Source organism: Longispora urticae (assembly GCF_053902585.1).
Genome location: NZ_JAQZSH010000019.1, coordinates 74,113 through 99,824, shown reverse-complemented (window position 1 = coordinate 99,824; position 25,712 = coordinate 74,113). Strand labels below are relative to the sequence as shown.

The 25,712-nt window shown below is 74.1% G+C and carries 24 protein-coding genes and 1 riboswitch; of the genes, 11 read left to right on the top strand and 13 right to left on the bottom strand.

The features are described from left to right. Nucleotides 1-218: 218 nt before the first annotated feature. The 5 genes from PT931_RS09830 to PT931_RS09810 are packed head-to-tail and all read left to right on the top strand — an operon-like array spanning nucleotide 219 to nucleotide 6,521. Entirely contained in the window at nucleotides 219-1,514 is a 1,296-nt protein-coding gene (locus tag PT931_RS09830) for a serine hydrolase domain-containing protein (RefSeq protein WP_456245394.1), read from the top strand. Then, nucleotides 1,514-2,260, top strand: a complete 747-nt coding sequence (locus PT931_RS09825) for a GNAT family N-acetyltransferase (protein ID WP_456245393.1) — start codon at nucleotides 1,514-1,516, stop codon at nucleotides 2,258-2,260. Before PT931_RS09830 ends, PT931_RS09825 begins: the two co-directional genes overlap by 1 nt. Then, the gene (menC, locus tag PT931_RS09820) at nucleotides 2,257-3,372 is read left to right on the top strand and encodes an o-succinylbenzoate synthase (RefSeq protein ID WP_456245392.1); all 1,116 of its coding nucleotides are present in this window, start codon (nucleotides 2,257-2,259) and stop codon (nucleotides 3,370-3,372) included. The genes PT931_RS09825 and menC overlap by 4 nt, the downstream gene beginning before the upstream one ends. A 51-nt stretch (nucleotides 3,373-3,423) precedes the next feature. Next, nucleotides 3,424-4,998 carry a helix-turn-helix domain-containing protein gene (locus tag PT931_RS09815; protein WP_456245391.1) on the top strand — a complete coding sequence of 525 codons (1,575 nt, stop codon included), beginning with the start codon at nucleotides 3,424-3,426 and terminating at the stop codon, nucleotides 4,996-4,998. Next, a complete protein-coding gene (locus PT931_RS09810) occupies nucleotides 4,995-6,521 on the top strand; it encodes an N-acyl-D-amino-acid deacylase family protein (RefSeq protein WP_456245390.1) in 1,527 nt (508 codons plus the stop codon). Before PT931_RS09815 ends, PT931_RS09810 begins: the two co-directional genes overlap by 4 nt. Before the next feature lie 111 nt (nucleotides 6,522-6,632). Next, nucleotides 6,633-6,806: riboswitch (M-box (ykoK) riboswitch) on the top strand. Here the strand turns inward: PT931_RS09810 and PT931_RS09805 are convergent. Then, on the bottom strand, nucleotides 6,786-6,914 hold the full coding sequence (locus PT931_RS09805; protein ID WP_456245389.1) for a hypothetical protein: 129 nt from the start codon (nucleotides 6,912-6,914) through the stop codon (nucleotides 6,786-6,788). Its footprint overlaps the riboswitch before it by 21 nt. Nucleotides 6,915-7,091: 177 nt before the next feature. On the opposite strand from PT931_RS09805, the gene PT931_RS09800 reads away from it, so the two are divergent. Next, entirely contained in the window at nucleotides 7,092-7,379 is a 288-nt protein-coding gene (locus PT931_RS09800; RefSeq protein WP_456245388.1) for a hypothetical protein, read from the top strand. Nucleotides 7,380-7,569: 190 nt separating this feature from the next. Then, nucleotides 7,570-8,874, top strand: coding sequence for a pyridoxal phosphate-dependent decarboxylase family protein (locus PT931_RS09795; RefSeq protein ID WP_456245465.1), 1,305 nt, complete (start codon nucleotides 7,570-7,572; stop codon nucleotides 8,872-8,874). A gap of 4 nt (nucleotides 8,875-8,878) precedes the next feature. Here PT931_RS09795 and PT931_RS09790 read toward each other — a convergent pair whose 3' ends face one another. Together PT931_RS09790 and PT931_RS09785 are read right to left on the bottom strand one after the other, a co-directional pair. Continuing rightward, nucleotides 8,879-9,679 carry a PaaX family transcriptional regulator C-terminal domain-containing protein gene (locus tag PT931_RS09790; protein WP_456245387.1) on the bottom strand — a complete coding sequence of 267 codons (801 nt, stop codon included), beginning with the start codon at nucleotides 9,677-9,679 and terminating at the stop codon, nucleotides 8,879-8,881. Further along, a complete protein-coding gene (locus tag PT931_RS09785; protein WP_456245386.1) occupies nucleotides 9,676-10,257 on the bottom strand; it encodes a GNAT family N-acetyltransferase in 582 nt (193 codons plus the stop codon). The genes PT931_RS09790 and PT931_RS09785 overlap by 4 nt, the downstream gene beginning before the upstream one ends. A 51-nt stretch (nucleotides 10,258-10,308) precedes the next feature. Between PT931_RS09785 and PT931_RS09780 the strand changes: the two genes are divergently transcribed. Beyond that, nucleotides 10,309-11,301 (top strand): alpha/beta hydrolase family protein, encoded by a 993-nt coding sequence (locus PT931_RS09780; protein ID WP_456245385.1) that lies wholly within the window; start codon nucleotides 10,309-10,311, stop codon nucleotides 11,299-11,301. 81 nt (nucleotides 11,302-11,382) lie between these two features. Here PT931_RS09780 and dctA read toward each other — a convergent pair whose 3' ends face one another. Further along, nucleotides 11,383-12,723 (bottom strand): C4-dicarboxylate transporter DctA, encoded by a 1,341-nt coding sequence (dctA, locus tag PT931_RS09775; protein WP_456245384.1) that lies wholly within the window; start codon nucleotides 12,721-12,723, stop codon nucleotides 11,383-11,385. Between the two features lie 142 nt (nucleotides 12,724-12,865). Between dctA and PT931_RS09770 the strand changes: the two genes are divergently transcribed. Then, the gene (locus PT931_RS09770) at nucleotides 12,866-13,813 is read left to right on the top strand and encodes a TAXI family TRAP transporter solute-binding subunit (RefSeq protein WP_456245383.1); all 948 of its coding nucleotides are present in this window, start codon (nucleotides 12,866-12,868) and stop codon (nucleotides 13,811-13,813) included. On the opposite strand, the gene PT931_RS09765 is transcribed toward PT931_RS09770, so the two are convergent. The 4 genes from PT931_RS09765 to PT931_RS09750 all read right to left on the bottom strand — a co-directional run bounded on the left by PT931_RS09765 (nucleotide 13,789) and on the right by PT931_RS09750 (nucleotide 17,514). After that, complete coding sequence (locus tag PT931_RS09765; protein WP_456245382.1) at nucleotides 13,789-15,183, bottom strand: ATP-binding protein; 1,395 nt, start codon at nucleotides 15,181-15,183, stop codon at nucleotides 13,789-13,791. The two genes, PT931_RS09770 and PT931_RS09765, sit on opposite strands and share 25 nt — an antisense overlap. A 13-nt stretch (nucleotides 15,184-15,196) precedes the next feature. Next, nucleotides 15,197-15,862 carry a response regulator transcription factor gene (locus tag PT931_RS09760; protein WP_456245381.1) on the bottom strand — a complete coding sequence of 222 codons (666 nt, stop codon included), beginning with the start codon at nucleotides 15,860-15,862 and terminating at the stop codon, nucleotides 15,197-15,199. 210 nt (nucleotides 15,863-16,072) lie between these two features. Continuing rightward, a complete protein-coding gene (locus PT931_RS09755; RefSeq protein WP_456245380.1) occupies nucleotides 16,073-16,498 on the bottom strand; it encodes a hypothetical protein in 426 nt (141 codons plus the stop codon). Between the two features lie 389 nt (nucleotides 16,499-16,887). Continuing rightward, a complete protein-coding gene (locus tag PT931_RS09750; protein WP_456245379.1) occupies nucleotides 16,888-17,514 on the bottom strand; it encodes a GNAT family N-acetyltransferase in 627 nt (208 codons plus the stop codon). Between the two features lie 131 nt (nucleotides 17,515-17,645). Between PT931_RS09750 and PT931_RS09745 the strand changes: the two genes are divergently transcribed. Continuing rightward, nucleotides 17,646-18,245, top strand: coding sequence for a hypothetical protein (locus PT931_RS09745; protein ID WP_456245378.1), 600 nt, complete (start codon nucleotides 17,646-17,648; stop codon nucleotides 18,243-18,245). Nucleotides 18,246-18,333: 88 nt separating this feature from the next. Here PT931_RS09745 and PT931_RS09740 read toward each other — a convergent pair whose 3' ends face one another. The 5 genes from PT931_RS09740 to PT931_RS09720 all read right to left on the bottom strand — a co-directional run bounded on the left by PT931_RS09740 (nucleotide 18,334) and on the right by PT931_RS09720 (nucleotide 23,270). Beyond that, complete coding sequence (locus PT931_RS09740; RefSeq protein ID WP_456245377.1) at nucleotides 18,334-20,316, bottom strand: amino acid transporter; 1,983 nt, start codon at nucleotides 20,314-20,316, stop codon at nucleotides 18,334-18,336. Between the two features lie 92 nt (nucleotides 20,317-20,408). Beyond that, a complete protein-coding gene (locus PT931_RS09735; RefSeq protein ID WP_456245376.1) occupies nucleotides 20,409-20,708 on the bottom strand; it encodes a hypothetical protein in 300 nt (99 codons plus the stop codon). 27 nt (nucleotides 20,709-20,735) lie between these two features. Beyond that, nucleotides 20,736-21,068 (bottom strand): YnfA family protein, encoded by a 333-nt coding sequence (locus PT931_RS09730; protein ID WP_456245375.1) that lies wholly within the window; start codon nucleotides 21,066-21,068, stop codon nucleotides 20,736-20,738. 33 nt (nucleotides 21,069-21,101) lie between these two features. Next, nucleotides 21,102-21,815 carry a MerR family transcriptional regulator gene (locus PT931_RS09725; protein ID WP_456245374.1) on the bottom strand — a complete coding sequence of 238 codons (714 nt, stop codon included), beginning with the start codon at nucleotides 21,813-21,815 and terminating at the stop codon, nucleotides 21,102-21,104. A 27-nt stretch (nucleotides 21,816-21,842) separates the two neighbouring features. Next, nucleotides 21,843-23,270 carry a serine hydrolase domain-containing protein gene (locus PT931_RS09720; protein ID WP_456245373.1) on the bottom strand — a complete coding sequence of 476 codons (1,428 nt, stop codon included), beginning with the start codon at nucleotides 23,268-23,270 and terminating at the stop codon, nucleotides 21,843-21,845. On the opposite strand from PT931_RS09720, the gene PT931_RS09715 reads away from it, so the two are divergent. Next, complete coding sequence (locus PT931_RS09715; RefSeq protein WP_456245372.1) at nucleotides 23,269-25,560, top strand: hypothetical protein; 2,292 nt, start codon at nucleotides 23,269-23,271, stop codon at nucleotides 25,558-25,560. The two genes, PT931_RS09720 and PT931_RS09715, sit on opposite strands and share 2 nt — an antisense overlap. Nucleotides 25,561-25,712 lie beyond the last annotated feature (152 nt).

The window sequence follows — 25,712 nt, the reverse complement described above, 5'->3', positions numbered from 1 at the left end:
CGGCGGTTCGGTCAGCACCGGCCACCCGACCGGTAGGAAGGGTCCGGCGAACGGCCCGGACGCGCCGGCACCCCGCCCGGCGCACCCGCCCGGCGCACCCGCCCGCCGCGGCCCCGGCGCCGGCCCGGAACCCCCCTGTCCGCCGCCACCAACCACCCGGCCCCGACTGGTGCCGCCGGACCACGCGCGGGGGCACTCCCGGGTTCTAAGGTCGGGCGATGGACGACACCCAGCTCCTCCTCGACGACCTGGCCCGCCAGTACCAGGTCCCCGGCGCGGTCCTCGCGTTCCACGACGGGACGAAGACGCACGAGTACGCCACCGGGGTGCTGAACACGGCCACCGGCGTGCCGACCACCACCGACTCCCTCTTCCAGATCGGCTCGATCACCAAGGTGTGGACGGCCACCCTCGTGATGCAGCTGGTCGAGGAGGGCCGGGTGCGCCTCGACCAGCCGGTGCGGGAGGTGCTGCCGGAGTTCCGGGTCGCCGATCCCGACGCGACGGCCGCGGTCACGGTCCGCCAGCTGCTGACCCACACGTCCGGGATCGACGGGGACCATTTCGTGGACACCGGGCGCGGCGACGGGTGCGTCGAGCGGTACGTCGCCACCTGCGCCGACGTGGCCCAGATCCACCCGCCGGGCGCGACCCTGTCCTACTGCAACTCCGGGTACATCGTCCTGGGCCGGCTGATCGAGCATCTGACCGGCCAGACCTGGGACGCGGCCCTCCGCGAGCGCCTGATCGACCCGCTGGGCCTCACCCACACCGTCACCCTGCCGGAGGAGGCGCTGCTGTTCCGGGCCGCCGTCGGGCACCTGGACGGCCGGCCGGCGCCGGTGTGGGCCCCGCCGCGCTCGGCCGGCCCCGCCGGTCTGATCTGCGCCCGGGCCGCCGACGTGGTGGCGTTCGGCCGGTGGCAGCTGGAGAAGGGGCCGGCCGCGATGCGGGTGCCGCAGGCGGAGATCCCCGAGCACGGCAACACCGGTTCCTGGGGGCTGGGCTGGATGCTGGACACCTGGGACGGCCGGGAGGTCATCGGCCACAGCGGCGCCACGATCGGCCAGTACGCCCGGCTGTACGCGGTCCCGGACGCCGGGGTCGTCGCGTGCCTGGTGACCAACGGCGGACAGTCGGCGGCCTTCCAGCAGGCCGTGTTCACCACCCTGTTCGCGGACGTGTGCGACCTGCGGGTCCGCCCGCGCCCCGAGCCGCCGACGGCACCCCCCACGGTGGACCTGGAAACCCATGTCGGCGTGTACGAGCGGGCCGGCGCCCGGCTGACCGTCACCCTGGAGAACGGGGCCCTGAGCGTGTTGTCGGAGACCACCGGCGCGATGGCGGCGATGTCCCCGAGCGTGCGCGTCGAAGAGGTCGTGCCCGTCGGTGCAGGGGCTTTCGTGGGCCGGTTCCCGGGCGACCCGACCTGGTTCGCGCTCACCTTCTACCGGCTGCCCGACGGCACCCCCGCCCTGCACGCGGGCATGCGGGCCACCCCGAAGGTCCGCTGATGCGGATCGAGGAACTCGCCGACCCGGCCGCCCAACGCGAGGCGACCCACCTGCTCGGGAGCATCTGGCGGGCGCCCGTCGTGGATCCGGCGCTGCTGCGGGCCGTCGGCTACTCGGGCGGCTACGTGGCCGGCGCCTACGAGGGCACCGAACTCGTCGGGGCGGCCGTCGGCTTCCTCGGCGCGGGCGGCCACCTGCACGCGCACATCGCCGGGGTCGCCGCCGCCCGGCGCGGGGCCTCGGTCGGGTACGCGCTCAAGCAGCACCAACGTTCCTGGGCGCTGGCCCGGGGCATCAGCCGGGTGTACTGGACCTTCGACCCGCTGATCCGCTCGAACGCGTCGTTCAACCTGCGCAAGCTCGGGGCGCTCCCGGTGCGGTACCTGCCCGAGTTCTACGGGCCGATGACCGACGGGGTCAACGCGGGCGACGCCTCCGACCGGCTGTACGTCGCGTGGGACCTCACCGCCCCGCGCGTCGTGCTCGCGGCCGCCGGCACCCCGGCCGAGGTGTCCGACGACGGGGCGGAGGTGCTGCTCGACGAGGACGGCACCCTGATCCCGGGGGACGCGCCCCGGCTCACGGTGGCCGTACCCGTCGATGTCCTCGCTCTGCGGGCCACCGACCCGGCCGCCGCCCACCGCTGGCGGGCGGCCCTGCGCACGGCGCTCCTCGGCGCGCTCGACGGCGGTTACGTGATCACCGGCCTGACCCGACGGGGCCACTACCTCCTGGAGAAGTCGTGAAGATCGAGGGCGTCGAACTCCGCCGGATCCGGATGCCGCTGGTCGCGCCGTTCCGGACCTCGTTCGGGGTGTCCACCAGCCGCGAGGCCCTGCTGGTCCGGGTCGTCACCCCGGACGCCGAGGGCTGGGGCGAGTGCGTGGCCATGACCGAGCCGCTGTACTCGTCCGAGCACGTCTCGGGTGCCGCCGAGGTGATCCGCCGCTTCCTGCTCCCGGCCCTGCACGCGGCCCCCGCGCTCGACGCGCACGCGGTCGGGCCGGCGTTCGCCCCGGTCAAGGGGCACCCGATGGCCAAGGCCGCCGTGGAGATGGCCGTCCTCGACGCGCAGTTGCGGGCGGCGGGGCTGTCCTTCGGCCAGTTCCTGGGCGCGGTCCGGCCGAGCGTGCCGGCGGGCGTCTCCGTCGGCATCATGGACTCGGTCCCCGCCCTGCTCGACGCGGTCACCGGCTACGTGGCGGCCGGCTACCCCCGGATCAAGCTCAAGATCCAGCCGGGGTGGGACGTCGAACCCGTCCGGGCCGTGCGCGAGCGGTTCGGGGACGACCTCGCGTTGCAGGTCGACGCGAACACCGCCTACACGCTCGCCGACGCCCGGCACCTGGCTCGGCTCGACCCGTTCGGGCTGCTCCTGATCGAGCAGCCCCTCCCGGAGGACGACCTGCGCGGGCACGCGGCGCTGGCCCGGCTGATCAGTACCCCCGTGTGTCTGGACGAGTCGATCACGTCCGCGCGGGCCGCCGCCGACGCCATCGCGCTCGGCGCCTGCTCGGTGGTCAACATCAAACCCGGAAGGGTCGGCGGGTACCTGGAGGCCCGGCGCGTGCACGACGTGTGCGCCGCCCACGGGGTACCCGTCTGGTGCGGCGGGATGCTGGAGACCGGCCTCGGGCGCGCCGCGAACATCGCCCTGGCCGCCCTGCCCGGCTTCGTACTGCCGGGGGACACCTCCGCCTCCGACCGGTACTACGCGCGGGACATCACCGCGCCGTTCACCCTCGACGCCGGCCACGTGCGGGTGCCCACCGGCCCCGGCCTCGGCGTCGTCCCCGACCGGGACGCGCTGGACGACGTCACCATCGGCACCGAGTTCCTGTCCCCGAGCACCAACTGAAGGGGTGATTTTGGTGTCTGAGCACCAAGGGAGCGCGCGTAGGGTGCGGAGATGAGCTGTAGTCTGCGCCGGATCCTGATCGACCTGGGATCGACCGTGCTGGACGTCGCCGCGCCCGCCGGTGACCTGGACACCGAGGTCACCGGCGTGGTAATCCACGACGCGTACGACGAACCGGTCACCACCGCCGGCGGCCTGCTCCTCGGGGTCGGGGTGCGCGGCCCGGTGGCCGTGACGGCGCTGCTCGGCCAGCTCGGCCGGGCCCGCGCCGCCGCCCTCGTCGTGAAGGGCCCCGTCGAGGTCACCGACGGGATCCGCGCCGCCGCCCGCGAGTCCGGGGTCACCCTGCTCAGCCTGACCGCCGGCGCCGCCTGGGCCCAGGTCGCCGCCCTGCTGCGCGCCCTGCTCGACGAGGACGCGGCCGGCCTCGGGGACGACGCGGACGGGGACCTGTTCGCCGTCGCCAACGCGATCGGGGCGCTCCTGGACGCGCCGGTCACGATCGAGGACCGCTCCTCCCGGGTCCTGGCCTTCTCCGCCCGCCAGGAGGAGGCCGACCCGCCCCGGGTGGAGACCGTCCTCGGCCGCCAGGTGCCCGAACGCTACCGCCGCCTCCTCGACGAGGGCGGCTACTTCCACCGCCTCTACTCCGCCCGCGGTCCGGTGTGGATCGACCTCGGCGCCGACATCCTGCCCCGGGTCGCGATCGCCGTCCGGGCCGGCGACGAGCTCCTCGGCTCCGTGTGGATCACGGCGCGCGCACCGCTGTCCGAGTCCGCCGAGCGGGCGCTGCGGGACGCGGCCGGCGTGGTCGCCCTGCACCTGCTGCGCCGCCGGGCCGGGGCCGACGCCCGGCGCCGGGTCCGCACCGACCTGCTCAGCACCGTACTGGCCGGCGGGGCCGACGCCGCCGACGCGGCCGGCCGGCTCGGCATCGCCACCGGCCCGCTCTGCGTCCTCGCCGCCGAGATGGCCGACGCCGACGGGGGAGACCCGCTCGCCGTCGAACTCCAGCGCCAACGCCTCTCCGACGCCCTGGGCCTGCACCTGGCCGCGGTGCACCCGCGCACGGCCGCCGCCGGGATCGGCCGCACGGCGTACGCGGTCCTGCCCCTGCCCGACGGCGCCGACGAGTCCCGGGCGGTCCGGGTCGCCGCCAACCTCCTCGAACGGACCGGCCCGCTGAGCACGGCCATCGTCGGCGTCGGCCGGGCGGTCACCGGGCTGCCCGACATCGCCCGCTCCCGGGCCGACGCCGACCGCGTCCTGCGCGTCCTGCGCTCCCGGGGCGCGACCGGCACCGTCGCGGGCCGCGCCGACACCCACTTCGCGTCCCTGCTGCTGCACCTCGGGGACCTGACCGCCGCCGACCCGCCCCCGGACGGCCCCTACCAGCGGCTCCTCGCCTACGACGCCGCCCACGACGCGGACCTGGCCCGCACCCTGGCGGCGTACCTCGACGCGTTCGGTGACACCCGGGCCGCCGCCGACGCCGTGCACGTGCACCCGAACACGTTCCGGTACCGGCTGCGCCGGCTCGCCGAGGTCGCGGGGCTCGACCTGACCGACCCGGAGGCGCGCCTCGCCGTGGCCCTCCAGATCCGCCTGCACCGGGAGAACCGATGATCGACCTGTTGCTGCGGGGTGGCACCGTCCACGACGGACTCGGCTCGCCCGCCGTCACCGCCGACGTCGCGGTCACCGGCGGCACCGTCACCGCCGTCGGCGCCGACCTGGGCCCGGCCCGCCGGACCGTCGACGTCACCGGGCTCCTCGTCACCCCCGGCTTCCTCGACCCGCACGCCCACTCCGACATGGTGCCGTTGATGGCCGACCCGCAGCCGTTCAAGCTGCGCCAGGGCGTCACCACCGAGATCGTCGGCAACTGCGGCTACTCCTTCGCGCCGCTGTCCGCCGAGGCCGCCCGGGAGGCGTCGGTGCTGTTCGCCGACATCAGCGCCGGTATCCCGGTGGAGGCCCGCACCTTCGCGGAGTACCTCGCGGCCGTCGCCGACGCCCGCCCCACCAACCACGTCGCGGCCCTCGTCGGCCACAACACCCTGCGGCTCACCGCCAACGGCATGGACCGCGCCCTGCGCCCCGGCGCCGCCGAGCACATGGCGCGCCTGGCCGCCGAGGCGTTCGGGGCCGGCGCGATCGGCCTGTCCAGCGGGCTCATCTACCCGCCCGGCTGCTACGCCGACACCGCCGAACTGACCGCCCTGGCCCGGGTCGCGCACCGCTGGAACCTGCCGTACGCCACCCACCTGCGCAACGAGGACAACGACCTCCTGGCCGCCGTCGACGAGGCGGTCACGATCGCCCGGGACGCCCGGGTCCGGCTCCAGGTGTCGCACTGCAAGATCGCGGGCCGGCCGAACCACGGCACCGCCGGCGCGCTCCTCGACCGGCTGCGCGCCGCCCGGGCCGCCGGAGTCGACGTGCGGGGCGACCTCTACCCGTACCGGGCGGGCGGAACCTTCCTCGGCGCGCTCCTGCCCGCCGCCGCGCACGAGGGCGGCACCGGGGCTCTGTGCGCGCGGCTCCGGGACCCGGCCACCCGGGCGGCCCTGCGCGCGGCCGGCGGTCTGTTCGACCTCACCGAACCCGGGGACGTGCTGCTCACCGGCGGCCCGCACACCGGCCGCACCCTGGCCGAGGTCACCGGGGCCGGCGACGCCTGGGAGACGCTCTGCGACCTGGTCCTCGCCGACCCGGGCACCGGCATGGTCGTCACCCTGATGGCCGAGCGGGACGTCCGGGAACTGATGGCCGACCCGCTGGTGGCGATCGGCTCCGACAACGGCGTACCCGTCGGACTCCAGCATCTCCGCACCTGGGGCTGCTTCCCGCGCTTCCTCGGCACCTACGTTCGCGACCTGGGCGTCGTCGACTGGCCGGAGGCGGTTCGCAAGTGCACGTCGGCGACGGCGGACCAGTTCGGGCTGGTCGGGCGGGGTTTCCTCGGCCCCGGCGCGGTCGCCGATCTTGCCGTGTTCGACCCGGACGAGATCGGGCACGGCGGCAGCTACGCCCGGCCGGACGTGACCCCGGGCGGCATGCGGTTCGTGGTGCTCGCCGGCCACGTGGTCATCGACGACGGCACCTTCACCGACGAACGCCGCGGCCGGGTACTGCGCCCCGCGTAGCCGACGCCGGTCGGCCGTCCGGGCTCCGGGGTCGTGGGCGGGATCTCACGGTCGGCCCCGCACACCCGCTTGACAGGCGGCTTTTGCGGAGTTCATGCTGGTCGAGGTTCGAAGGCACCTCGTTAGGTGAGGCGTCTGCTCTGGATACAGGCCACTGACCCCACGACGTCGAGAGACGCCCAGGTTCAGGACAGGTCTCCCCGGCTCAAGGGGTGACCCCAAGTGGCTTCCCCACGCGGGATACGCCGGGCAGTGCTAAAGCTCTTACGAGATCAGGGGTGCGTGATCCGGGTCCCGGATCGTTTCCCCCCCGCCCTCGTGCGCGGCGTCGACGGAGTCGGCGTCCGAGTCGGAGGAGGTGAGGTCCCGTGGACGGCCCCAGTAGTCGATCATCCAGTGTGGTCACTCCTTCTCCACTCGTCCGTCGCGCACGGTAGCCCGCGCGTCGATCCGCCCCGCCCCGCGTGGTGCGGCGTTCGACCCTGCCGTGGCGGGTGGCCGCGGCACCCGCGGTCGCCACCCGTGCGCGCTGCCGGCCGTCCGGCCGGCACGCACCCAGGAGTCACAGCCATGACCCTTCTCGCCCTGCTCACCGCCGTCCGCGACGGCACCACCGTCCGCACCGGCACCGGCACCGGCGGCGCCCCGGCCCCCCGGTCGCGCCTCGACGTGCTGAAAGCCGCACTCCGCGACTACCTGCCGCACGGTCGCCGCGGCCTCGCCGACGCGCCACTGACCAACCCGGCGCTGCACGTCCTGCGCCCCCGCCCCTGCCCGCCGCGCCCGCGCGCCAGCTGGCACACCGTCACGGGTCCCGACGGCCGACCGCGGCTGGAGTCGACCTGGCACCTCGACTGAAACGCCGGGCCGGCGGTGTGGGAAACGGCCCCGCCGGCCCGGATGTCCGGCATCGCGCGCGCCGCGCTCGCCGAAACTCCCGCGCCGACCCGCCCCCGGGGCACACAGTGGGAGGGTGACCGCGCGACTGGACGCCTACGTCGCCGCCCTCGACCGGGCCGCCGCCCACGCCCGGGCCTGGCTGGCCTCGATGCCGGACCGCCCGGTCCCGCCGAGGGCCACCGCCGACGAACTCCGCGAGGTGCTCGGTGGGCCGCTGCCGGAGGGGCCGACCGCCCCGGCCGAGGTCGTGGACCTGCTCGCCGAGCTGGCCGAACCGGGCCTGATGGCGATGCCCTCCGGTCGGTTCTTCGGCTGGGTGATCGGCGGGACGCTGCCGGCCGCCCTCGCCGCGGACTGGCTCGTCAGCGCCTGGGACCAGAACACCGGCATGCGGTACGCGACGCCGGGCACGGCGGCACTCGAGGAGGTGGCGGCCGGCTGGATCCTGGAGGTCCTCGGACTGCCGGCCACCGCGGACGTCGGCTTCACGACGGGCGCGACGATGGCGCACTTCACGGCGCTCGCCGCCGCCCGCCAGCAGGTCCTGACGGCGGCGGGGTGGGACGTCAACCGGCTCGGCCTGACCGGGGCGCCCCGGGTGCGGGTACTCGTCGGGCGGGAGCGGCACGAGACGGTGGACCTGGCGCTGCGGTACCTGGGGCTCGGCGCCCCCGAGGTGGTGCCCTCCGACGGGCAGGGGCGGCTGCGGGTGGACGCGCTCGGGGACCTGCTCGGCGAGGGGCCGGCGATCGTGTGCCTGCAGGCGGGCAACGTCCACTCGGGAGCGTTCGACCCGGTCGGGGCGGCCACGGCGCTGGCCCACGAGCGCGGCGCATGGGTACACGTCGACGGGGCTTTCGGGTTGTGGGCCGCCGCCTCGCCGAGCCTGGAGCACCTGGTGGAGGGCCGCTCCGCCGTGGACTCGTGGACGACCGACGCGCACAAGACGCTCAACGTGCCCTACGACTGCGGGATCGCCGTCGTCGCCCGGCCCTACGTCGTCCGCGACGCCATGGGCGTGCACGCCAGCTACCTGGTGCACGACGGCGGGGTGGGGGACCCCTTCGAACGGGTACCGGAACTCTCCCGGCGCGCCCGGGGCGTCCCCGTGTGGGCGGCGCTGCGGTCCCTGGGCCGGTCCGGGGTCGCGGACCTGGTCGACGGGTTCGCCGGCCACGCGCGGGCCATCGCGGCGGGGATCGCGGCGGTGCCGGGGGCGGAGATCCTCAACGACGTCGTGTTCACCCAGGTGTGCGCGGCGTTCGGGACCGACGAGCGGACCCGGGCCGTGACGGCGCGGCTGCTGGTGGACGGGGTCACGTGGATGTCGGGTTCGCGGTGGCACGACAGGGATGTGCTGCGGGTGTCGGTGAGCAACTGGTCGACCGACGACGCCGACGTGGCCGCGGCGGTCGACGCGGTCCGGCGCGCGGCCGAGGCCACCGCACCGTAGCGCGTCAGGCGGTGTACCGGCGGAACAGCCGGATCGCCGGGTCGCCGCGCTCGGCGATCTCGGCGAGACACCGCCCGGCCAGCTCCCGGCCCCGCGCCCCCACCCACGGCCGGGGCAGCAACTCGGGCGGCAGCAACGGATCGGGCTCCATCGCCCGGGTGTACGCGGCGGTCAGCTCCACGGCGGCCCCGAGCAGCTCCACCGGGGACTTCCCGCCGAGGCCGTCGAGCAGCCCCCCGGCGAGGTCGGCGAGTTCCGCGTACCGCCCGGCGACCTCCTCCAACGGCCACAACCGGGCCGCCAGCCGCCCGGGGTCGCGCTCCCCGGCCACGCACAGGTCCGTACTCGTCAGCCGGGTGACCCCCGCCGCGACGCCCAGCCGGTCCACCGCGGCGTCGACGAGGTCGTCCCAGTCGTGCGGGGAGACGTACAGCCCGCCCTGGACCGCCGCCCCGCCCAGGTGGCCGAGGGCGTCGCGGAAGCTGTCGCGCGCCGCCCGGTTCGTCTCCGGGATCGCGAACGCGACGAACCGCCAGCGCCCGTCCCACGGTTCCAGTCCCCGGTCCTGCCGGTGGGCGAAGCGCACGAACTCGCTGTCGTCGCCGGTGGCGGCCGTGGCGCGCAGCAGGGCCCGGCGGCCCCGGCCCTCGTGGGTGTAGCGGCCCTCGGCGACCAACCGCTTGAGGCACAGCCGGACCTGCTGGTCGGTCATGCCGAGGAGGGCGGCCACCGCGTACAGCTCGCCGGCGTCGACCGTGTCGTCCTCCCGGACGAGCGCGTCGACGAGGGCCCGGGTCGCGATCACGGTCCGACCTTACGGCGCATCGTGGTCACCGCGCCAAATCCGAGGAGGCGGCGCAGGTAGGGGGTGTGTTCGGTGTGCGCGGCGACGAAGCCGTGCCGTTCGTAGAGGGCGCGGGCGCGGGGGTTGGCGTCGATCACGTCGAGGCGGATCCGGGCGCACCCCAGGTCGCGGGCGACGGCGCCGATCTCGTCGAGCAGCAGGCCGCCGATGCCCCGGCCGCGCAGGGCGGGGTCCACGCAGATGCCGTCCATGACCAGCTCGCCGGGGGCCGGGTGGCGTTCGAGGACGGCGAGGAGCGCGAGGCGGGGCAGGCCGCGCACCGGGCCGTACGCGCGGAGGACGTCGAGCGCGCCGCCGCCCAGCAGCGCCCGGCCCCCGTGCTGGTAGCCGGCGACCGCGACGAGTGTTTCCCCGGCCATGACCGCCACCGCGCGGTCGGCGTGCAGGTGTGCGGCGAGGAACGCGGTGCCCCGGTCGGGCGGGCCGAGGGCGGGGCCGAGTTTGCGGCCGAACGCCTCCCAGTACAGCTCGGCGGCGCGGTGGCGGGTGTGGGCGGGCAGTACCCGGAGCAGCTCCATACGTACAAGTCTAGTACGATCGTTCTTGCAACGATAGTTTGAGGGGGCGCCATGTGGAAGAGAATCGTCATCGCGGCGGTGGTCCTGGCGGTGCTCGGCGCGGGTGCCGTGGTCTACCGCAACACCTACGACCTGCGGGAGGAACGGGTCACGATCGGCACCCTCGACGCCGTCCTGGCCCTGCCCACCACCCGTGCCCGCCCGCTCGGCCTGGTGGTGTTCGTGCACGGCGACGGCCCGGTCGACGCCACCCACGACGGGTTCTACCGGCCGCTCTGGGAGTCCTTCGCCCGCGCCGGGTACGCCTCGCTGTCCTGGAACAAGCCCGGGGTCGCCGGGTCGGCCGGTGACTGGCTGGGGCAGACGATGGAGGACCGGGCCGCCGAGGTGGCCGGGGCGATCGCGTGGGCCCGGGCGCGCCCCGACATCGACGGCCGCCGGATCGGCCTGTGGGGCGCGAGCCAGGCCGGCTGGGTCATGCCGAAGGTCGCCGCGCGTACCCCCGGGCTGGCGTTCGTGATCGCGGTGGCCCCGGCCGTCAACTGGCTCCAGCAGGGCAGGTTCAACCTGCTCGCCGAGCTGCGGGCCCGCGGCGCCTCCCCGGCCGAGGTCACGGCGGCCGTCGCGCGCAGCGACCGGGAACGCGCGCTCCTCGACGCGGGCGCCAGCTACGCCGACTACCGGCGCGAACCCGACGCCGACCCGGACCTCACGGCCGGGCGGTGGACGTTCATCGCGCGCAACTACCGCTCCGACGCCACCGCCGACCTGACCGCCGCCGCGCGGGTCCCGACCCTGCTCCTGCTCGGCGGCCACGACATCAACGTCGACGTCGCCGACACGGAGGCCGGATACCGCCGGACCCTCAGGAATCTGGAGGTCAGGCACTATCCGGGCGCCACCCACGGCCTGGTCCCGAAGTCCCTGGAGGACTCCCCGGTCCTGCTGGTCCTCACCGGCCTGTTCGCGCCCCGGTCGGTGTTCGCGACGGACGTGCTGACGGACCAGACCCAATACCTCAGAACCTTGACGGGTACCGGCTGAGCCGGGCACTCACGCCGCGACCGGTCCTCCGGCCGTGACCGGCTTTCCAACCGTGACCGGCCCTCCAGCCGCGACCGGTCCTCAGGCCGCGACCGGCTCCCGCACCTCTTCGGGCGCCTTCTCCGGCTCCTCCGCCAGCAACGCGTCCACGTCGATGAGCTCCGGCCGGTCCAGCACCTCCCGGAACCGCGCGGTGTCCAACTCGCCCTGCCACCGGGCGATCACCATCGTCGCCACCCCGTTGCCCACCAGGTTCGTCAACGCCCGCGCCTCCGACATGAACCGGTCGATGCCCACCAGCAGCGCGATCCCGACGGCCGGCAGGGCGCTGTCCCCGAACGCGCTCAGCGACGCCGCGAGGGTGACCAGCCCCGCGCCGGTCACGCCGGCCGCGCCCTTGCTGGAGATGAGCATGAACGCCAACAGCCCCAGCTGGGTACCGAGGGACAGGTGCGCGCCGGTCGCCTGCGCGATGAACAGCGCGCCCATCGTCAGGTAGATGCAGGTGCCGTCGAGGTTGAACGAGTACCCGGTGGGGATGGTCAGGCCCACCACCGACTTCCGCGCGCCGGCGGCCTCCAGTTTCGCCATCATCCGGGGCAGCACGGTCTCCGAGGAGGAGGTGCCCAGCACGATGAGCAGCTCGTCCTTGATCAGGCGGACGAATGTGAAGATGTTGAAGCCGGAGAACCAGGCGATCGGGCCGAGGACGGCGACGATGAACAGCGCGCACGTCAGGTAGAACGTGCCCATCAGGGCGGCGAGGCTGCCGAGCACCTTGTCGCCGTACTTGCCGACCGTGAACGCCATGCCGCCGAACGCGCCGACCGGGGCCGCGTACATGATCGCGCGGATGATGCCGAACATGATCCGCCCGACGGTCTCGATGCCCCGGACGGCGGACGCGCCCCGCGCGCCCATGAACGACAGGGCGATCGCGACGAGGATGGCGACCACGAGTACCTGGATGATCTGGCCGTCGGTGAACGCGCTGAGGATCGACTTGGGCACCAGGCCCTGGACGAAGCCGATCACGCCGGCCTTCTCGGCGGTGTTGGCGCTGTCCAGGGTCGCCTGGGCGAGCTTCGGGTCGGGCTTGATGTTCAGCCCGTCGCCGGGCCGGACGATGTTGATCACGACCATGCCGATGGCGAGGGCGGCGACGGTCAGGGCCGTGAAGTACCCGATGGTGACCAGGGCCAGCCTGCCCGCGCGGGCCAGGTTGCCCAGGCCGGCGATCCCGACCACGACCGTGCAGAAGATCGTGGGGGCGATGACCATCTTGACCAGGGCGATGAACAGGTCGGCGAGCCACTTGAGTTCGGCGGCCCGCTGCGGGAACGCCAGGCCCACGACGATGCCGAGGGCGATGGAGACCAGTACCCAGAAATAGAGGTGGCGGTAGAACGGTCTGCGGTTCATGTTTCCTCCGGGGGGCGGAGAGGTGACGGGGGGATTGACTGTGATCGTCGTCACCGACCGGCCGGAGGCCCAGCGGCCGGCCCCGATTTAAGACCCCGCTTACACTCGGCCCCCGTGCTCGGACCGTGCCTACACTGGCGGCATGGTCACCCGACGGCAGCTCGTCGGCGCCGGGCTCCTGGCGGCCGGCGCGACCGCCGTGGGGGTCGGGACGACCGTGGCCCGGCGGCGCGGGGTCACCGGCCCGCCCGAGCTGCGGATCGCCACCGGCCCGCCCGGGGCCGTGTTCCGCGAGGTCGGCACCGCCCTGGCCGAGGTGCTCGGCGACGCCCTGCCCGGCACCCGGGTCCGGGCCATCCCGACCGGCGCCTCCGTCGACAACCTCGCCCTCCTCGACTCCGGCGACACCGACCTGGCCCTGGCCTCGCTGGACGCCACCGTCGCCGGCATCCCCGCGGGTCGAGCGCCGCACGTCGCCGCCGTCGCCCGGCTCTACGACAGCTGGGTGCAGCTCCTCGTCCCGCGCGCCAGCCCGGTCGGCACCCTGGCCGACCTCGCGGGCCGGCGGGTCGCGGCCGGCGCCGACGGCTCGGGCACCCGGTTCACCACCGAGCGGCTGCTCGCCCTGGTCGGGGTGCGCGCGGAGCTGGTCACCGCGAACCAGGACGAGGCGGTCGCGGCGCTGGCCGCCGGCACCGTGGACGCGTTCTTCACCCTGACCGGGGTGCCGACCCCGGCGGTGACCCGGCTGGCCCGGATGAGCGCCGTGCGGATGGTGCCCCTGGGGGAGTTCGTGACCGCGCTGAACAACCGGTTCGGCGAGCTGTACACGCCGGCCACGCTGCCGTCCTCCGCCTATCCGGGGGTGTCGGCGGCCGAGACGATGACCACTCCGAACCTGCTCCTCGCCCAGCCCGACCTGCCCGACGACCTGGTGGAACTGGTCGCGGCGACGCTGTTCGCGCGGCGGGACCGGATCGCGCGCGGCCATCCGGAGGCCAACCGGATCAACACCCGCACCGGCATCGCGACCGGGCCCGTACCGCTGCATCCGGGCGCGGTGCGCTACTTCCGCTCCGTGAAGGCCTGAGCGCCGCCTTCGGCCAGCTCCCCGCCGGGCAGCGCGATCCGCACCTCCAGGCCCCGGGGCTCCAACGCGTGCAGGGACAGCTCCCCGCCCCACGCGGCGACGAGTTCCGAGCAGATGGCCAGGCCCAGCCCGGTACCCGGCAGATTCTGGTGGGCGGCCCCGCGCCAGAACCGGCCGGCGGCGCGGGACCGCTCCTCGGCCGTCAGCCCCGCGCCGTCGTCCCGGACGGTCAGCACCACCCGGTCGCCGTCCAGCACCGCGCCGACCGTTAGCACCGTGCCGCCGCTGAGCCGGGCGGCGTTGTCGACCAGCTCGTCGAGCACACTGCCCAGCCCGTCGGGCGGCGCGTGCGTGGCCAGCCCCGGGGCCACGTCCGTGACGAGCCGCATCCCGGCGGCCGTGACCTGCGGGTCCCAGCGCCGGACGTGCGCGGCGAAAACGTCGGAGAGCGGTTGAGGGGTACCCAACGGCGCCGCCCCCTCGACCTCCGTCAGCGCGAGCAGCGCCTCGACGACCCGCTCCAGCTCCCCGGCCTCCGCCACCGCGTCCGCGTGCGCCGCCCGGCCCTCGGGGGCGACGTGCGGGCCGAGCACCTCCACGGCCAGCCGCAGGCTCGCGAGCGGATTGCGCAGCTGGTGCGAGGCGTCCGCGACGAACGTGCGCTGCAGCCGCAGGATCCGCGCCACGGTACCGGCCATCGTGTTGAACGACGTCGCGAGCCGGCGCAGCTCGGGCGGCCCGGTCACGGTCGCGGCGCGCGCGTCGAGCCGGCCGGCGGCGATCGCGATGGTCGCGGAGTCCAGCTCGCGGACCGGCCGCAGCACCCACCGCGCGAGCGGTACGGCGACGGCCACCACCAGGGCCAGGGGCACGAGCCCGAGGCCGAACAGCAGCCCCCACCGGCCCAGGATGGTCGACCGGAGGTCCCCGGTGGGCGCGACGAGCACCACGGCGGCGATCACCCCGCTGTCCCGCCCGACGGGCTCCACCACCACCATGGGCGCGTCCCGCCAGGGCCAGACGGCGTCGACCCGGTCCGGCCGGTACCCCGCCAGGGCCGTGGCCAGGGCCTCGGCGACCGCGGGGGAGTCGGTGCGCGGGGCCGTCCGCGAGGAGTCCAGCAGCCGCCCGTCCACGGAGAACAGGCCCACGTCGATGCCGTACAGGTCGGAGTACCGGCGCAGCTCCGCCGTCAGCGCCTCCGTCCGGTCCCGGCGCAACGCGTCGTCGGCGAGCGAGGCGAACCGGTCGGCGTCGGCCAGCCGGTCCAGGTACACCGTCTGGGTCTCCCGCTGCGCGATGTACGCCGCCAACGGCACCCCGAGCGCCGCGAACAGCCCCACGAGCAGCGGCACGAGCACCAGCAGCATCCGGCGCAGCACGTCAGACCCGCAGCCGGTAGCCGACGCCCCGCAGCGTCTCGATGGTCACCGCGTCCCCGAGCTTGGCCCGCAACGCCGCGATGTGCACGTCCAACGTCCGGCTCGGCGTCTCCCAACTGGCCCGCCACACCTGGTCGAGCAGCGCCTCCCGGGTGCACACCTTCCCGGGGTGCGCGGCCAGCGCCTCCAACAGGTCGAACTCCTTGCGGGTGAGGACGACCTCCGCCCCGGCCCGGGTCACCGTCCGGGTACCGGGATCGACCAGCAGGTCCCCGACCGTGTGCGTGGCCGCCTCCGGACGGGTGGCCCGCGCCGGCCGGGTCCGCCGGGCCACCGCCTCGATCCTGGCCGCCAGCTCACCCAGGCTGAACGGCTTGACCACGTAGTCGTCGGCCCCGCTGCGCAGCCCCATGATCCGGTCGTGCTCGGAGCCGCGCGCCGTGACCGCGATGACGGCGACGGACTCGAACTCCCGGAGCTGGCGGCACACCTCGATCCCGTCGGCGTCGGGCAGACCCAGGTCGAGGAGCACCACGTCGGAACCCGGGGCGGCGACGAGCGCGGCCTCGGCCGTGGCGACCCGGTGCACGTCGTAGCCGTGCTGGCGCAGGCCGGCCACCAGGCTCCGGGCGAGCCGGTCGTTGTCCTCGACCACCAGGATCCGCACACCCCGAGAATGTCACACCCCGCACCCGGGCGGCCCCTCGATCAACTCGGGCGGGTCGCCCGGTCGTCAACTGGGCCGGGTCGCCCGGTCCTCAGCCGGGCCGCCCCGTCGTCGACTCGGCAGGGTCGCCCTGTCATCAGTTGGGACGGGTCGCCCATCCTCAACTGGGCCGGATGGCCCCGTCCTCAGCCGGGCGGGGCGGCCCCGTCCTCAGCTGGGCCGGGTCGGCACGTCCCCGACGCGGGCGTCGGGCGCGCCCAGTTCCGTGCACCACTCCGGCGGCTCGGGCGCGACGAGCGCCCGCGTCATCGTCGTGAACCACGCCGCGAAGGACGGGAAGTCCGGACCGGCGGACTCCGGAAACTCCCACTCGCCGCTGTCGACGAACCGGGTGCGCCCCTCCTGGTCGTCCTGGTGGTGCAGGTACACCGGATACTCGCCGTTCTCGTCCGGCCGGGTGACGTCGAAACACCAGACCGCCTCGCCACCGGCCCCGGCGAAGCCGACGAGGTGGTTGGTGGACAGGAACCGGCCGTCGCCGCGATCGACGTGCTCGGGAAGGTGGACGAGGTCCGCGTTGAGCTCGGAGATCTCGTCCTCCGTCAACTCCGGCGCGCGTCGCCACGACGCCCGCATCTGGGCGTCGAGAGGGTCGCACGGGCGTCGGAGAGTTCCGGTGCCACCGGTCGGGCTGCCCTGCGGACCTGGCCGGGAACACTCCGCCGATCAGGGTCGAGTGCACGGCGTGGGGTCGCCCGGTGGGCCGGGCCCGGGCTGCGCTGCGGACCTGGCCGGGAAAACTCCGCCGATCAGGGCCGGGTGCACGGCGTGCGGTCGCCCGGTGGACCGGGCCCGGGCTGACGAGACATCAGGTGCGGCGCTGCCGGAGCGCGGCTGTCCCGAGGTGGCCGGGCTCGCCCCGCCGAGCCGGGCCGGGTGCGCGGCGTGTGGTCGCCCGGTGGGCCGATTCGCGGCGGACGAGAGCTCAGGTGTGGTCCTGACGGAACGCGGCGGTCCCGGACGGGCTACGCGCGGACGAAGGCGCACAGCGGTGCGCGCACCTGCCAGCCGAGCCTCAGGTACAGCGCCCGGCCGTCCCCGGTCGCGCCGAGCACGCCGCCGACGGCCCCGTGTTCGACCGCGTGCCGGGCCAGGCTCGCCATCACCAGGCTGCCGAGGCCGCGCCGCTGGTGCTCCGGCTCGGTGACGATCTGGTCGAAGACCACGTTCTTCCGGGTACCGGCGACCTGCCCGCTCGCCGCCAGCGCCCCGGTCGCGTCCAGCACCCGGGCCACGGTCACCGCCGCCCCGGCCGGTTCGAGCTGAACCCGGTAGCCGTCCGGCGCGGGCGGCACGTCGGCGGTCAGCGTGGTGGTCATCAGGTGGCAGAGCTCGGCCTCCACCCAGTGTGGCCCGAGGCTGGCCCGGACCTCGGCCGCCGGCGCGCACACCTTGACCCAGGTGCCGGACTCGACGAGCGGCGCGTCGATCGCCCGCAGCACGGCCGGGTCGGCGGCCGACAGCACGTACCGCGCCACGTGGCCGGGCTGGCCGACCTCGATCCGCTGGCCGCCGGGCACCGGCTCGATCGGGCCCACGCCGCGGGAGGCCGCCCAGCCGTGCGCCCAGTCACTCGCCCAAGACTCGATCATGGCCCGATTGTATGGGCGCGCGGGCGCACCGCCCACGGCGGCGACTCGGGCCGTGGTCGGGGGTCCGCTCAGGGTCCGCGCCAGGGTTGTCCCGGATTTCCCGCCACCCCGAACTCGTAGACGATCTTGGCATGCGTTCACAACGAGCACTCTTCCTCGCCGCCCCGCTCCTCCTCGCCGCCTACGGCGTCGTCCGCCTGATCGGCCGCATGGACGACGTGTACGGCCCCGGCGTCGACTGGCAGGTCGCGCACGTCCTCGGTCTGGCCGGGCTGTTGCTCTACGCCCCGGTGGTCCTCGGACTCGGCCGCATGCTGCCGGCCACCTGGTGGCGGACCGTGACCGTCGGCGTCACCCTCGCCGGGCTGGTCGCCATGGTCGTCCAGTTCGGGGTGGACATCGTGCAGGCGGCGCTGTCCGCCGACAAGGTCGAACTGAACGCGATGCAGCACGACTTCCAGGACCTTCCCGGTGTCGTGCCGGCCGTCTACTCCGTCGGGCCGCAGCTGTTCTTCGTCGGACTGATCGCCCTGACCGTGCTGCTGGCCGTGGTCCGGCGCGCACCCTGGTGGTGCCCGGTCCTGACGGTCGCCGGTGTCGCCCTGCCGCCGGTCAGCCTGGACCTGCTGCCGCTCTCGGGCCTGCTGTTCGCGGCCGCACTGCTCGCGGCAGACCGTCGGAACGGTCCGGTCGGCCATGGTGCCCAGCTGATCGCGTCGCGGCAGGCGTAAGGCACCGTGACCGGCTACCGTGACCGGCCTCGGCCACGGCGCGAACCGGTCCTCCGCCCGCCCGGGATCCACCCCGCCGGAGGTCCGGTCAGCCGCCGACGTGGATCCCGGGCCGCCGCGCCGGATCGGGTTCGCTGGACCGGATGATCTCGCGGACGACCGGCGCGGTGTCACCCCGGCCGAGGATGAGGTAGCGGAACAGGTGCCCGAGCGGGTTGCCCTCCGTCCACTCGAAGTAGGCGCGCGGCCGCACCCCGGTGGCGTCGCGGAGCGCGAGCAGGATCGCGGCGATCGCGTTGGGGGCGGCGGGGCTGTCGGCGCGCAGCACCCGGTACCCGTCGACTTCCACACCACGGACCCGGAGCACGTCGCTGAACGTGGACGGGTCGATCACGTCGATCTCGAGGAACAGCACGTCGGCGGCGTGCGGCACGGGGTTCATGCCGCGCTGCGCGCCCTCCTTCTCCGAGTACTCGGCGAGGTCGCCGGCCTGGCGCCGGTTCGCGATGACGTTGAGCTGGCCGTCGTGGGCGATCGAGTCGGTGACGAACCGGCGCGCGGCGTCGTCGAACTCGATCCGGTCGGCGCGCAGCTCGGTGGTGCGGGTGACCCGGGAGATCAGGGACACGACGATGATGCCGGCGATGAACACCGCCGAGATCGCGATCCCGGACGGCGCCTCGATGACGTTCTCCACCAGCGCGTACAGCAGGATCAGCGTCAACGCGGTGAACGCGACGGCGGCCTTGACCTGGCGGCGGCGGGCGGCGGAGATGGTGACCGCGACCGCGCCGGAGACCATCATCGCGAGGATGCCGGTGGCGTAGGCGCCGGCCTGGGCGTCGACGTCGGCGCCGAACGCGATGGTGATCCCGATGCTGATCACGGTGTAGACGATCACCACCGGCCGGACCGCCCGGCCCCATTCGGGGGCCATGCCGTAGGAGGGCAGGTAGCGGGGCACGATGTTGATCAGGCCGGCCATGGCCGACGCTCCGGCGAACCACAGGATCACGATGCTGCTGACGTCGTAGACCGTGCCCAGGCCCTCGCCGAGGAGTTCGTGGGCGAGGTACGCCATCGCCCGGCCGTTGGCCTCGCCGCCCTTGGCGAACGCCTCCTTCGGGATGAGCACGGTGGTGAGGAAACTGGTGGCGATCAGGTACACCGACATGATCAGCGCGGCGGTGGTCAGCAGCTTGCGGGTGTTGCGGATCCGCGATTCGAGGCGCTCGGCGGCGGTCTTGCCGTCCGCGGCGACCAGGGGCATCATGCTCACGCCGGTCTCGAAGCCGGACAGGCCGAGGACCAGCAGCGGGAACGCGAGAATCGCCGGGCCGACGATGCCGCCGAACCCGCCGCCGGTGGACGTGAGCGCGTCGGTCCACGCGGTCAGCGACGCCGGGTGCGCCACCAGGTGGACGACGCCGGCGACCACGACGACCGCGTTGAGCGCCAGGAAGACGGCGACCAGGGGGATCGCGACACCGACAGCCTCGCTGAAGCCGAGCAGGAACACCCCGCCCAGGATCAACAGCAACACGACCGTGATGAGTACGGCGTGCCCGTGCAGGAACCCGGGCAGGTACGGGTTCTCCAGGGCGTGCACCGTCGCGTCGGCCGAGGACAGGGTGATCGTGATGATCCACGAGGTGGCGACGAAGCCGAGGAGTACCAGGACGAAGATCTTGCCGCGCCAGAACGGCAGCAGGTTCTCCAGCATCGACACCGAGCCCTGCCCGTGCGGGCTCTCCCGCGCGACCCGCCGGTACATCGGCAGCATGCCGAACAGGGTCAGGGCCACGATCAGCAGCGTGGCCAGCGGCGAGAGGGCGCCGGCGGCGAGCGCGGCGATGCCGGGCAGGTAGGACAGGGTGGAGAAGTAGTCGACGCCCGTGAGGCACATGACCTTCCACCAGGCGTGCGGCTCGGCGTGGTCCTCACTGGCCTCCGGGCCGACCGGCTGCACCCGGTGCTCCAGCAGCCACCGGCTCAACCGGCTCCCCGACCCGCCGTTGCGGTCCGGTAGATCCACCCGTGCCGGAATCGCGAACTCTGACCCGGTCTTCATGTCTTCCTCTCCCCAGCGTGCTCCGGCCGTAGACGGTAGCGCATACCCACCAGATCGGCGCGTGACCTGCACGGTCGCCGCCGATCTGTGCATCAACGGTTCGCCGAAGGGCCATCGGGTGCCGGGATTCGACACCTCCGCCACCGCGCGCTGACCGTCCTGGCGATCCTGTGGCCCGCCGCGGCCGTGGGCAGGTCCAGTCGGCAGGCCGCGCCGCTGCCGGTGGTGCCCATGACGTCGGTGCCGTCGACGAGGACGGAGGGGGACGGGTAGTCGCCGACGAGTTCGGTGAACGGGACCGGCGGGTCGAGCTCGGCCAGGCAGACCCGCAGCGTGTCGCGGGCCGCGGGCAGGTTGGGGCAGCCGGGCACCGAGCGCAGTTCGACCTTCATGCTGTCATTCTCTCCCGATGTGCCGGCTCACCCGCGGGGTGCGTACATGATGACGGCGACGCCGAGGAGGCAGATCGCCGCGCCGGTCACGTCCCACCGGTCCGGCTCGAACCGGTCCACGACCATGCCCCAGGCGAGGGAGCCGGCGACGAAGACCCCGCCGTAGGCGGCCAGGATCCGGCCGAAGTGCGCGTCGGGCTGGAAGGTGGCGACGAACCCGTACGCCCCGAGCGCCACGACCCCGGCGGCGATCCACAGCGCGCCCTTGTGTTCGCGCCAACCCTGCCAGACCAGCCACGCCCCGCCGATCTCGGCGAGGGCGGCCAGCACGAACAGGAGCAGGGACCGGAGGATCGTCACCGTCTGACGGTATCCGTCGGCCCGGGCCTGGGCTCAGCCCTTCATGAGTTGGGCGAGGCGGTCCCAGGCCGGGGACGAGGCCTCCGGCCGGGCCGCCAGGCGGGCGATGGCCGGGTAGTGCACGGGCCGGGTCTCCGTCGCGCTGTGCCGCGTGGCGAACCAGGCGCGGGTCCGGTCGGCGAGGCCGGGGAGGCGGGGGTCGTCCCGCGACCAGTCGAAGGCGGCGTCGTGGTCGAGGTAGAGGGCGCGGAACCCGGGATCGGTGAGGAGCCCGCGCTTCTCGGCGACCCACTCGGCGGCGTCGTCGGGTGAGGCCGTCCGCATCAGGATCCAGCCGTCGCGTTCGAGCTGGAGCTGGCGTTCGCTGACGCCGAGTTCGCGCAGGCCGTCGAGGTAGCTGGCGACGTCGGGGGAGACGAAGAGCTGGTCGCCGCCGCGCAGCTGGGCGAGCTGCGCGCGGGTGCGCCGCAGCTGGGCGATGCGGTCCCGGAGGTCGCGGTCGACGGCGGTGATGGCCGCGGCGAGCGCTTCGGGGTCGGCGTCGAGAAGTTCCCTGACCCGCGCGAGGGGTACGCCGGCCCCGGCCAGCGTCCGGATCTCGACCAGGTCGACGGCGTGCCGGGCGGTGTACCGCCGGTAGCCCGACGCGTCGCGGTCGGGCTCGGGGAGCAGGCCGCGCTCGTGGTAGTGGCGGATGGCCTTGATGGTCACTCCGGCGTAGTCCGCGAGCCTGCCAATCGTGATCATGTCAGCCATCCTGCCACCCGGTTCAGGTCACGCGGAGACGCGTCGGGTCAGCCGGCCGCCGCCGTTGCGGAACCGCGCCCGGCCGTCGCGGAGGTCGTGGAAGGAGACGAGCAGCAGGCGCAGGTACCCGTCGAAGGTTTCCAAGGGGTATCCGGCCGGCGCGAACAGGCCGGGCCGGATCGGCACGTAGCGCTGCGGCGGGGCGGAGGTCGTGCCCCCGGCGAAGGCCGTGAAGATCCGCTCCTGCGAGGCGTCCGCCGGCTCGTAGCTCATCCGCTCCTCGAGCTGGCCGTCGACGATGCTGACGTCGATCCGGAGCTGGTCGGAACGGTACGTGCCCACGTAGGGGGTGAGGTCGACATCGGTTTCCGACTCGGTGACCAGGGCGGGGATCTGGACGCCGAGGTGTTCGCGGAGCAGCCAGCGCAGCAGCTGGTCCTGCAGCAGGATCGCTCCGGGGGTGTTGCCGAAGGCGGCGAGGACCAGGTCGTGTTCGGGGACGACGCACAGCAGGGAGACGCCGCCGGGGGAGGCGCCCGACATGGCCAGCACGGTGGTGTCGCCGAACGGGTACAGCACCCACCCCAGGCCGATCGGCGGGACGTTGGGGCTGGCCATGTCGAAGGAGACCTGCCGCATCAGCGCGGTCGACTCCGCCGACAGGACCCGCGTGCCGGTGGGGGACACGCCACCGTCGAGGTGGGTGCGTCCGAGGGCGAGCAGGTCGGCGACGGTGCCGATCGGGGTGCCGCCCGCCGGGCCCCAGGTGTCGGGCAGCGTGAACATGCCGGTGGGCCGGGCCGCCATCGTCTCGGGGTCCAGGAAGTGCCCGACGGCGGTACCGCGCAGGATGGCCTGCTCCGCCGAGGTGCTGGACCCGGTCATGCCGACGGGTGCGTAGACGTCGCGCTCCAGCAGGTCGGGGAACGCCAGACCGGTCACCACCTCCAGCAGGCGACCGGCGATGATCATGCCGCCGTTGGAGTAGCTGAGCTGCTCGCCCGGCTCGAACAGGACGCCGCCGCCCGCGAGGCCCTCGACGTAGCTCTTCAGGGCGTCGCGGCCCCGGACGTCGGGGAAGTACAGGTCCGCGTCGATCCCGTTGGTGTGGCCGATCAGGTGCCGGACCAGGATCCGGTCCGCCGCGCCCGGCACGGACAGGGTGAACTCGGGCAGGTAGCGCACGACCGGGGCGTCGAGGTCCAGCACGCCCCGCTCGACCTGCTGCAGGACGAGGGTGGTGGTCATGACCTTGGTGACCGAACCGTACAGGAACCCGGTGTCCCCGCGCATCGGCGCGCCGGTGGCGGTGTTGGCGACGCCGTGCGCGACGACGACCTGCTGGCCGGCATGGTGGACGCCGGCGACGAAGCCGGGCACGTTGTCGGCCTCGCAGTAGGCGGCGACCTGTTCGCGGATCCGGGTTTCCACGGTGTGCAGCGCGTTGTTGTTCATGCGGACCATCGTCGAACCCTGCCCCTGGGGCAAGGTCAAGTCCCGTGTGCCGGCGGCGTCGGAGCGGGAGCGGATCACGACGGCGCCGGGGCTCGTCCGCACCTCGCTGATCGCGGCCTGCCTGGCACTGGTCGCGGGCGTCTACGAGATCGGCCCGACCGAGCCTCAGGTCCGGTTCCGCAACACTCCGATCGCCGACGCCGCCGTCGTGCTGATGCTCGTGTCGCTGGCCCTCGCGGCGTGGGCGGTGGCGACCGCCGCCTCGGTGGCCGGCAACGCGCGGCCACTGCTCGCGGCGATCGCCCTGCTGACCTGCGGCGCCAGCTTCAGCGTGCTGGACGGCGCCACCGGGCTGGCCCGCGCCGTCGGGCAGGTGAGCAGCGCACTTCCGTCCTTCCGGGTCAGCTGGCAGCCCGTGCCGGGATGGACACAGGTGCTGATGATCGGGGCCAGCCTGGTGCCCGCGGTGGTCCTCCTGCTGCCGGACCGGCTGCTGACCCACCGGGTGACCGGTTTCCTGATCAGCCTTCCGCTGTGGGTGCTGACCGTCGTCTGGTGCCTGTCGAGCCACGCCACGAACGAGATCCCGTTCCAGCTCGCCGACGGCCTGGACCGGGACGTCGCGCCGACCCTGTCCGCGCCCCGGTCCGCGTCCGCGCTGAGGTTCTTCAGTGGGATCGCGGAGATGGGGCTCGTCGGATGGCTGGTCATGCTGATCCTGCTGTCGGGTGCGGAGTTCGCGCGTGCCCAGGTCACGTTGGCAGGCAGAGTCGCCCGGCTGCGCCTGCTGCGGCGGCGGGGTGTGCTGATCGGTGCGGCGCTCCTGCTGCTCGCTGTCCTGTCGCTCGGCTATCTCGGTGTCGTCGGTGCGAGCGAGCTGTGGCGGGTCGGCTCGATCTGGCAATGGCTGTACTGCGCCCTCGCGGCAGCCGCCGGAGCCGCGGTCCTGCGGTGGGAGTCGCGCCACCCGGTCGGTGCCGGCAGGTTGCGCGCCACCGTGAACGCCGCGATCATCGGGCTGGGCCTCCCGTCCGTGCTCCTGCTGGCCGGGTCGCTACTCCAGTTGATCCTCGGGCCGATCTTCGACGGGACCTGGGCGCGCACGGCTCTGGACTGGGCCCTGGAGCTCAGGCGGTTCAGCGGCCTCGTCGCGATCGTGCTGGTCGGGCTGGCGACCGCGCTCAGCCTGCGCGTGGACCGCCGGCACACGACCGGATCGATCTTCGGGATCGCCTTCGTCGTCTGGGCGTTGCCGAGCGCCGTGCAGATCGCCGTCCTCGGGCACGGGTTCACCGGCCGCGACCTGCTGTCCTCACCGCAACGCCTGGTGGTCCTCGTCTGCGTGGCCGTGCTGATCATCGCGGTCCGCGTGCGTCCGGTCCGTACGCCGCTGTTGTCGCGGACGCTGATCGGGGCGGCGCTCTCCGCGTTCGGACTCGACGCGCTGCTGTCCGGATCGCCCGCCACGGCCGCCGCCGTCCTGCTGGTGCTCCTGCCGGTGCTGTGGAGATTCGTCGTCGACACCAGGGAGGAACGCGAGAAGCCGGCCTGGAGGTCGGTACTGGCGATGGCCACCTGGGCCACACTCATCGGTCTCGCGGCCTTCACCATCGGGGCGGGCTCCGGTGTCGCCCTGTGGGACAACAGCACCAGAGTCGAGTGGAACCTGCTGATCGTTCCGCTGACCTTCGCTCTGTTGTGCCAGATCGAGCCGGCGCCGCGGACCGTCGGACCCGGCTGGAAGGGCGGTGCTGCGACCGGCCCGGCTCGTGCCGGCGGTCCGGTCCGGTACGCCGCCGGGGTCGTCGCGGCCGGCGTGATCGTGACGGCCGCGATCGCCGGCGTGACCCGGGTCCCGCACACCGAGGGACGACCCGTGGGGCACCGGGCCACGATCACCGTTCCGGCCGGTTGGCTGCCGGGACAGTGCGAACTCACCGACGGCGAGGTCGGGTCGATCACCTCGGCCGACAGGAGGAACGCCGTCGTCTTCGCCAACGTGCCGGAGCGGTCATTCCACGCGGCGAGCGCGGGCGGCCGGTGCCCGGCGGCGAACTTTCTGCGGCAGAACCTGACCGAGCACCGGTGTAGGGCCGCCCCCGCCGCACCGCTGACCGGTCTTCCCGGACTGTCCTGGTACGCCTGCGTCGTGGACGGCGTCCGGGTCCGTTACGGCGTCGACGACACCGGCGGTACCGTGAAAGCCATTCTGGTCGTGGCCCTCGTCGGGGCCGCCCGACCCGGCATCGAAGCCGCCGAGTCCGCCCTGACCACTCTCACCTTCGGCTAGTCAGTCTGACCGGTCGGCCACCTCGGGCGGGGACCGTCTTCGCCTGCCGGCGGGGGCGTTGCTCGGGTCGGCGACAGAGTGACCGCCGCGCTGGAGTGGGCGCTGACGCCCGCGTCGCGGACCGCGAGGCACCGGCCCGGGCCCCGCGCGCG

Coding starts and splice junctions, on each gene's coding strand:
- PT931_RS09745 (WP_456245378.1), top strand. CDS start 17,646: ATGCGTTCACAACGAGCACTCTTCCTCGCCGCCCCGCTCCTCCTCGCC.
- PT931_RS09765 (WP_456245382.1), bottom strand. CDS start 15,183: ATGCTGCTGGTGCTCGTGCCGCTGCTCGTGGGGCTGTTCGCGGCGCTC.
- PT931_RS09755 (WP_456245380.1), bottom strand. CDS start 16,498: ATGCGGGCGTCGTGGCGACGCGCGCCGGAGTTGACGGAGGACGAGATC.
- PT931_RS09725 (WP_456245374.1), bottom strand. CDS start 21,815: ATGATCACGATTGGCAGGCTCGCGGACTACGCCGGAGTGACCATCAAG.
- PT931_RS09810 (WP_456245390.1), top strand. CDS start 4,995: ATGATCGACCTGTTGCTGCGGGGTGGCACCGTCCACGACGGACTCGGC.
- PT931_RS09825 (WP_456245393.1), top strand. CDS start 1,514: ATGCGGATCGAGGAACTCGCCGACCCGGCCGCCCAACGCGAGGCGACC.
- PT931_RS09805 (WP_456245389.1), bottom strand. CDS start 6,914: ATGATCGACTACTGGGGCCGTCCACGGGACCTCACCTCCTCCGACTCG.
- PT931_RS09780 (WP_456245385.1), top strand. CDS start 10,309: ATGTGGAAGAGAATCGTCATCGCGGCGGTGGTCCTGGCGGTGCTCGGC.
- PT931_RS09750 (WP_456245379.1), bottom strand. CDS start 17,514: ATGATCGAGTCTTGGGCGAGTGACTGGGCGCACGGCTGGGCGGCCTCC.
- PT931_RS09800 (WP_456245388.1), top strand. CDS start 7,092: ATGACCCTTCTCGCCCTGCTCACCGCCGTCCGCGACGGCACCACCGTC.
- PT931_RS09735 (WP_456245376.1), bottom strand. CDS start 20,708: ATGAAGGTCGAACTGCGCTCGGTGCCCGGCTGCCCCAACCTGCCCGCG.
- dctA (WP_456245384.1), bottom strand. CDS start 12,723: ATGAACCGCAGACCGTTCTACCGCCACCTCTATTTCTGGGTACTGGTC.
- PT931_RS09720 (WP_456245373.1), bottom strand. CDS start 23,270: ATGAACAACAACGCGCTGCACACCGTGGAAACCCGGATCCGCGAACAG.
- PT931_RS09795 (WP_456245465.1), top strand. CDS start 7,570: ATGCCGGACCGCCCGGTCCCGCCGAGGGCCACCGCCGACGAACTCCGC.
- PT931_RS09740 (WP_456245377.1), bottom strand. CDS start 20,316: ATGAAGACCGGGTCAGAGTTCGCGATTCCGGCACGGGTGGATCTACCG.
- PT931_RS09830 (WP_456245394.1), top strand. CDS start 219: ATGGACGACACCCAGCTCCTCCTCGACGACCTGGCCCGCCAGTACCAG.
- PT931_RS09770 (WP_456245383.1), top strand. CDS start 12,866: ATGGTCACCCGACGGCAGCTCGTCGGCGCCGGGCTCCTGGCGGCCGGC.
- PT931_RS09715 (WP_456245372.1), top strand. CDS start 23,269: ATGCGGACCATCGTCGAACCCTGCCCCTGGGGCAAGGTCAAGTCCCGT.
- PT931_RS09785 (WP_456245386.1), bottom strand. CDS start 10,257: ATGGAGCTGCTCCGGGTACTGCCCGCCCACACCCGCCACCGCGCCGCC.
- PT931_RS09815 (WP_456245391.1), top strand. CDS start 3,424: ATGAGCTGTAGTCTGCGCCGGATCCTGATCGACCTGGGATCGACCGTG.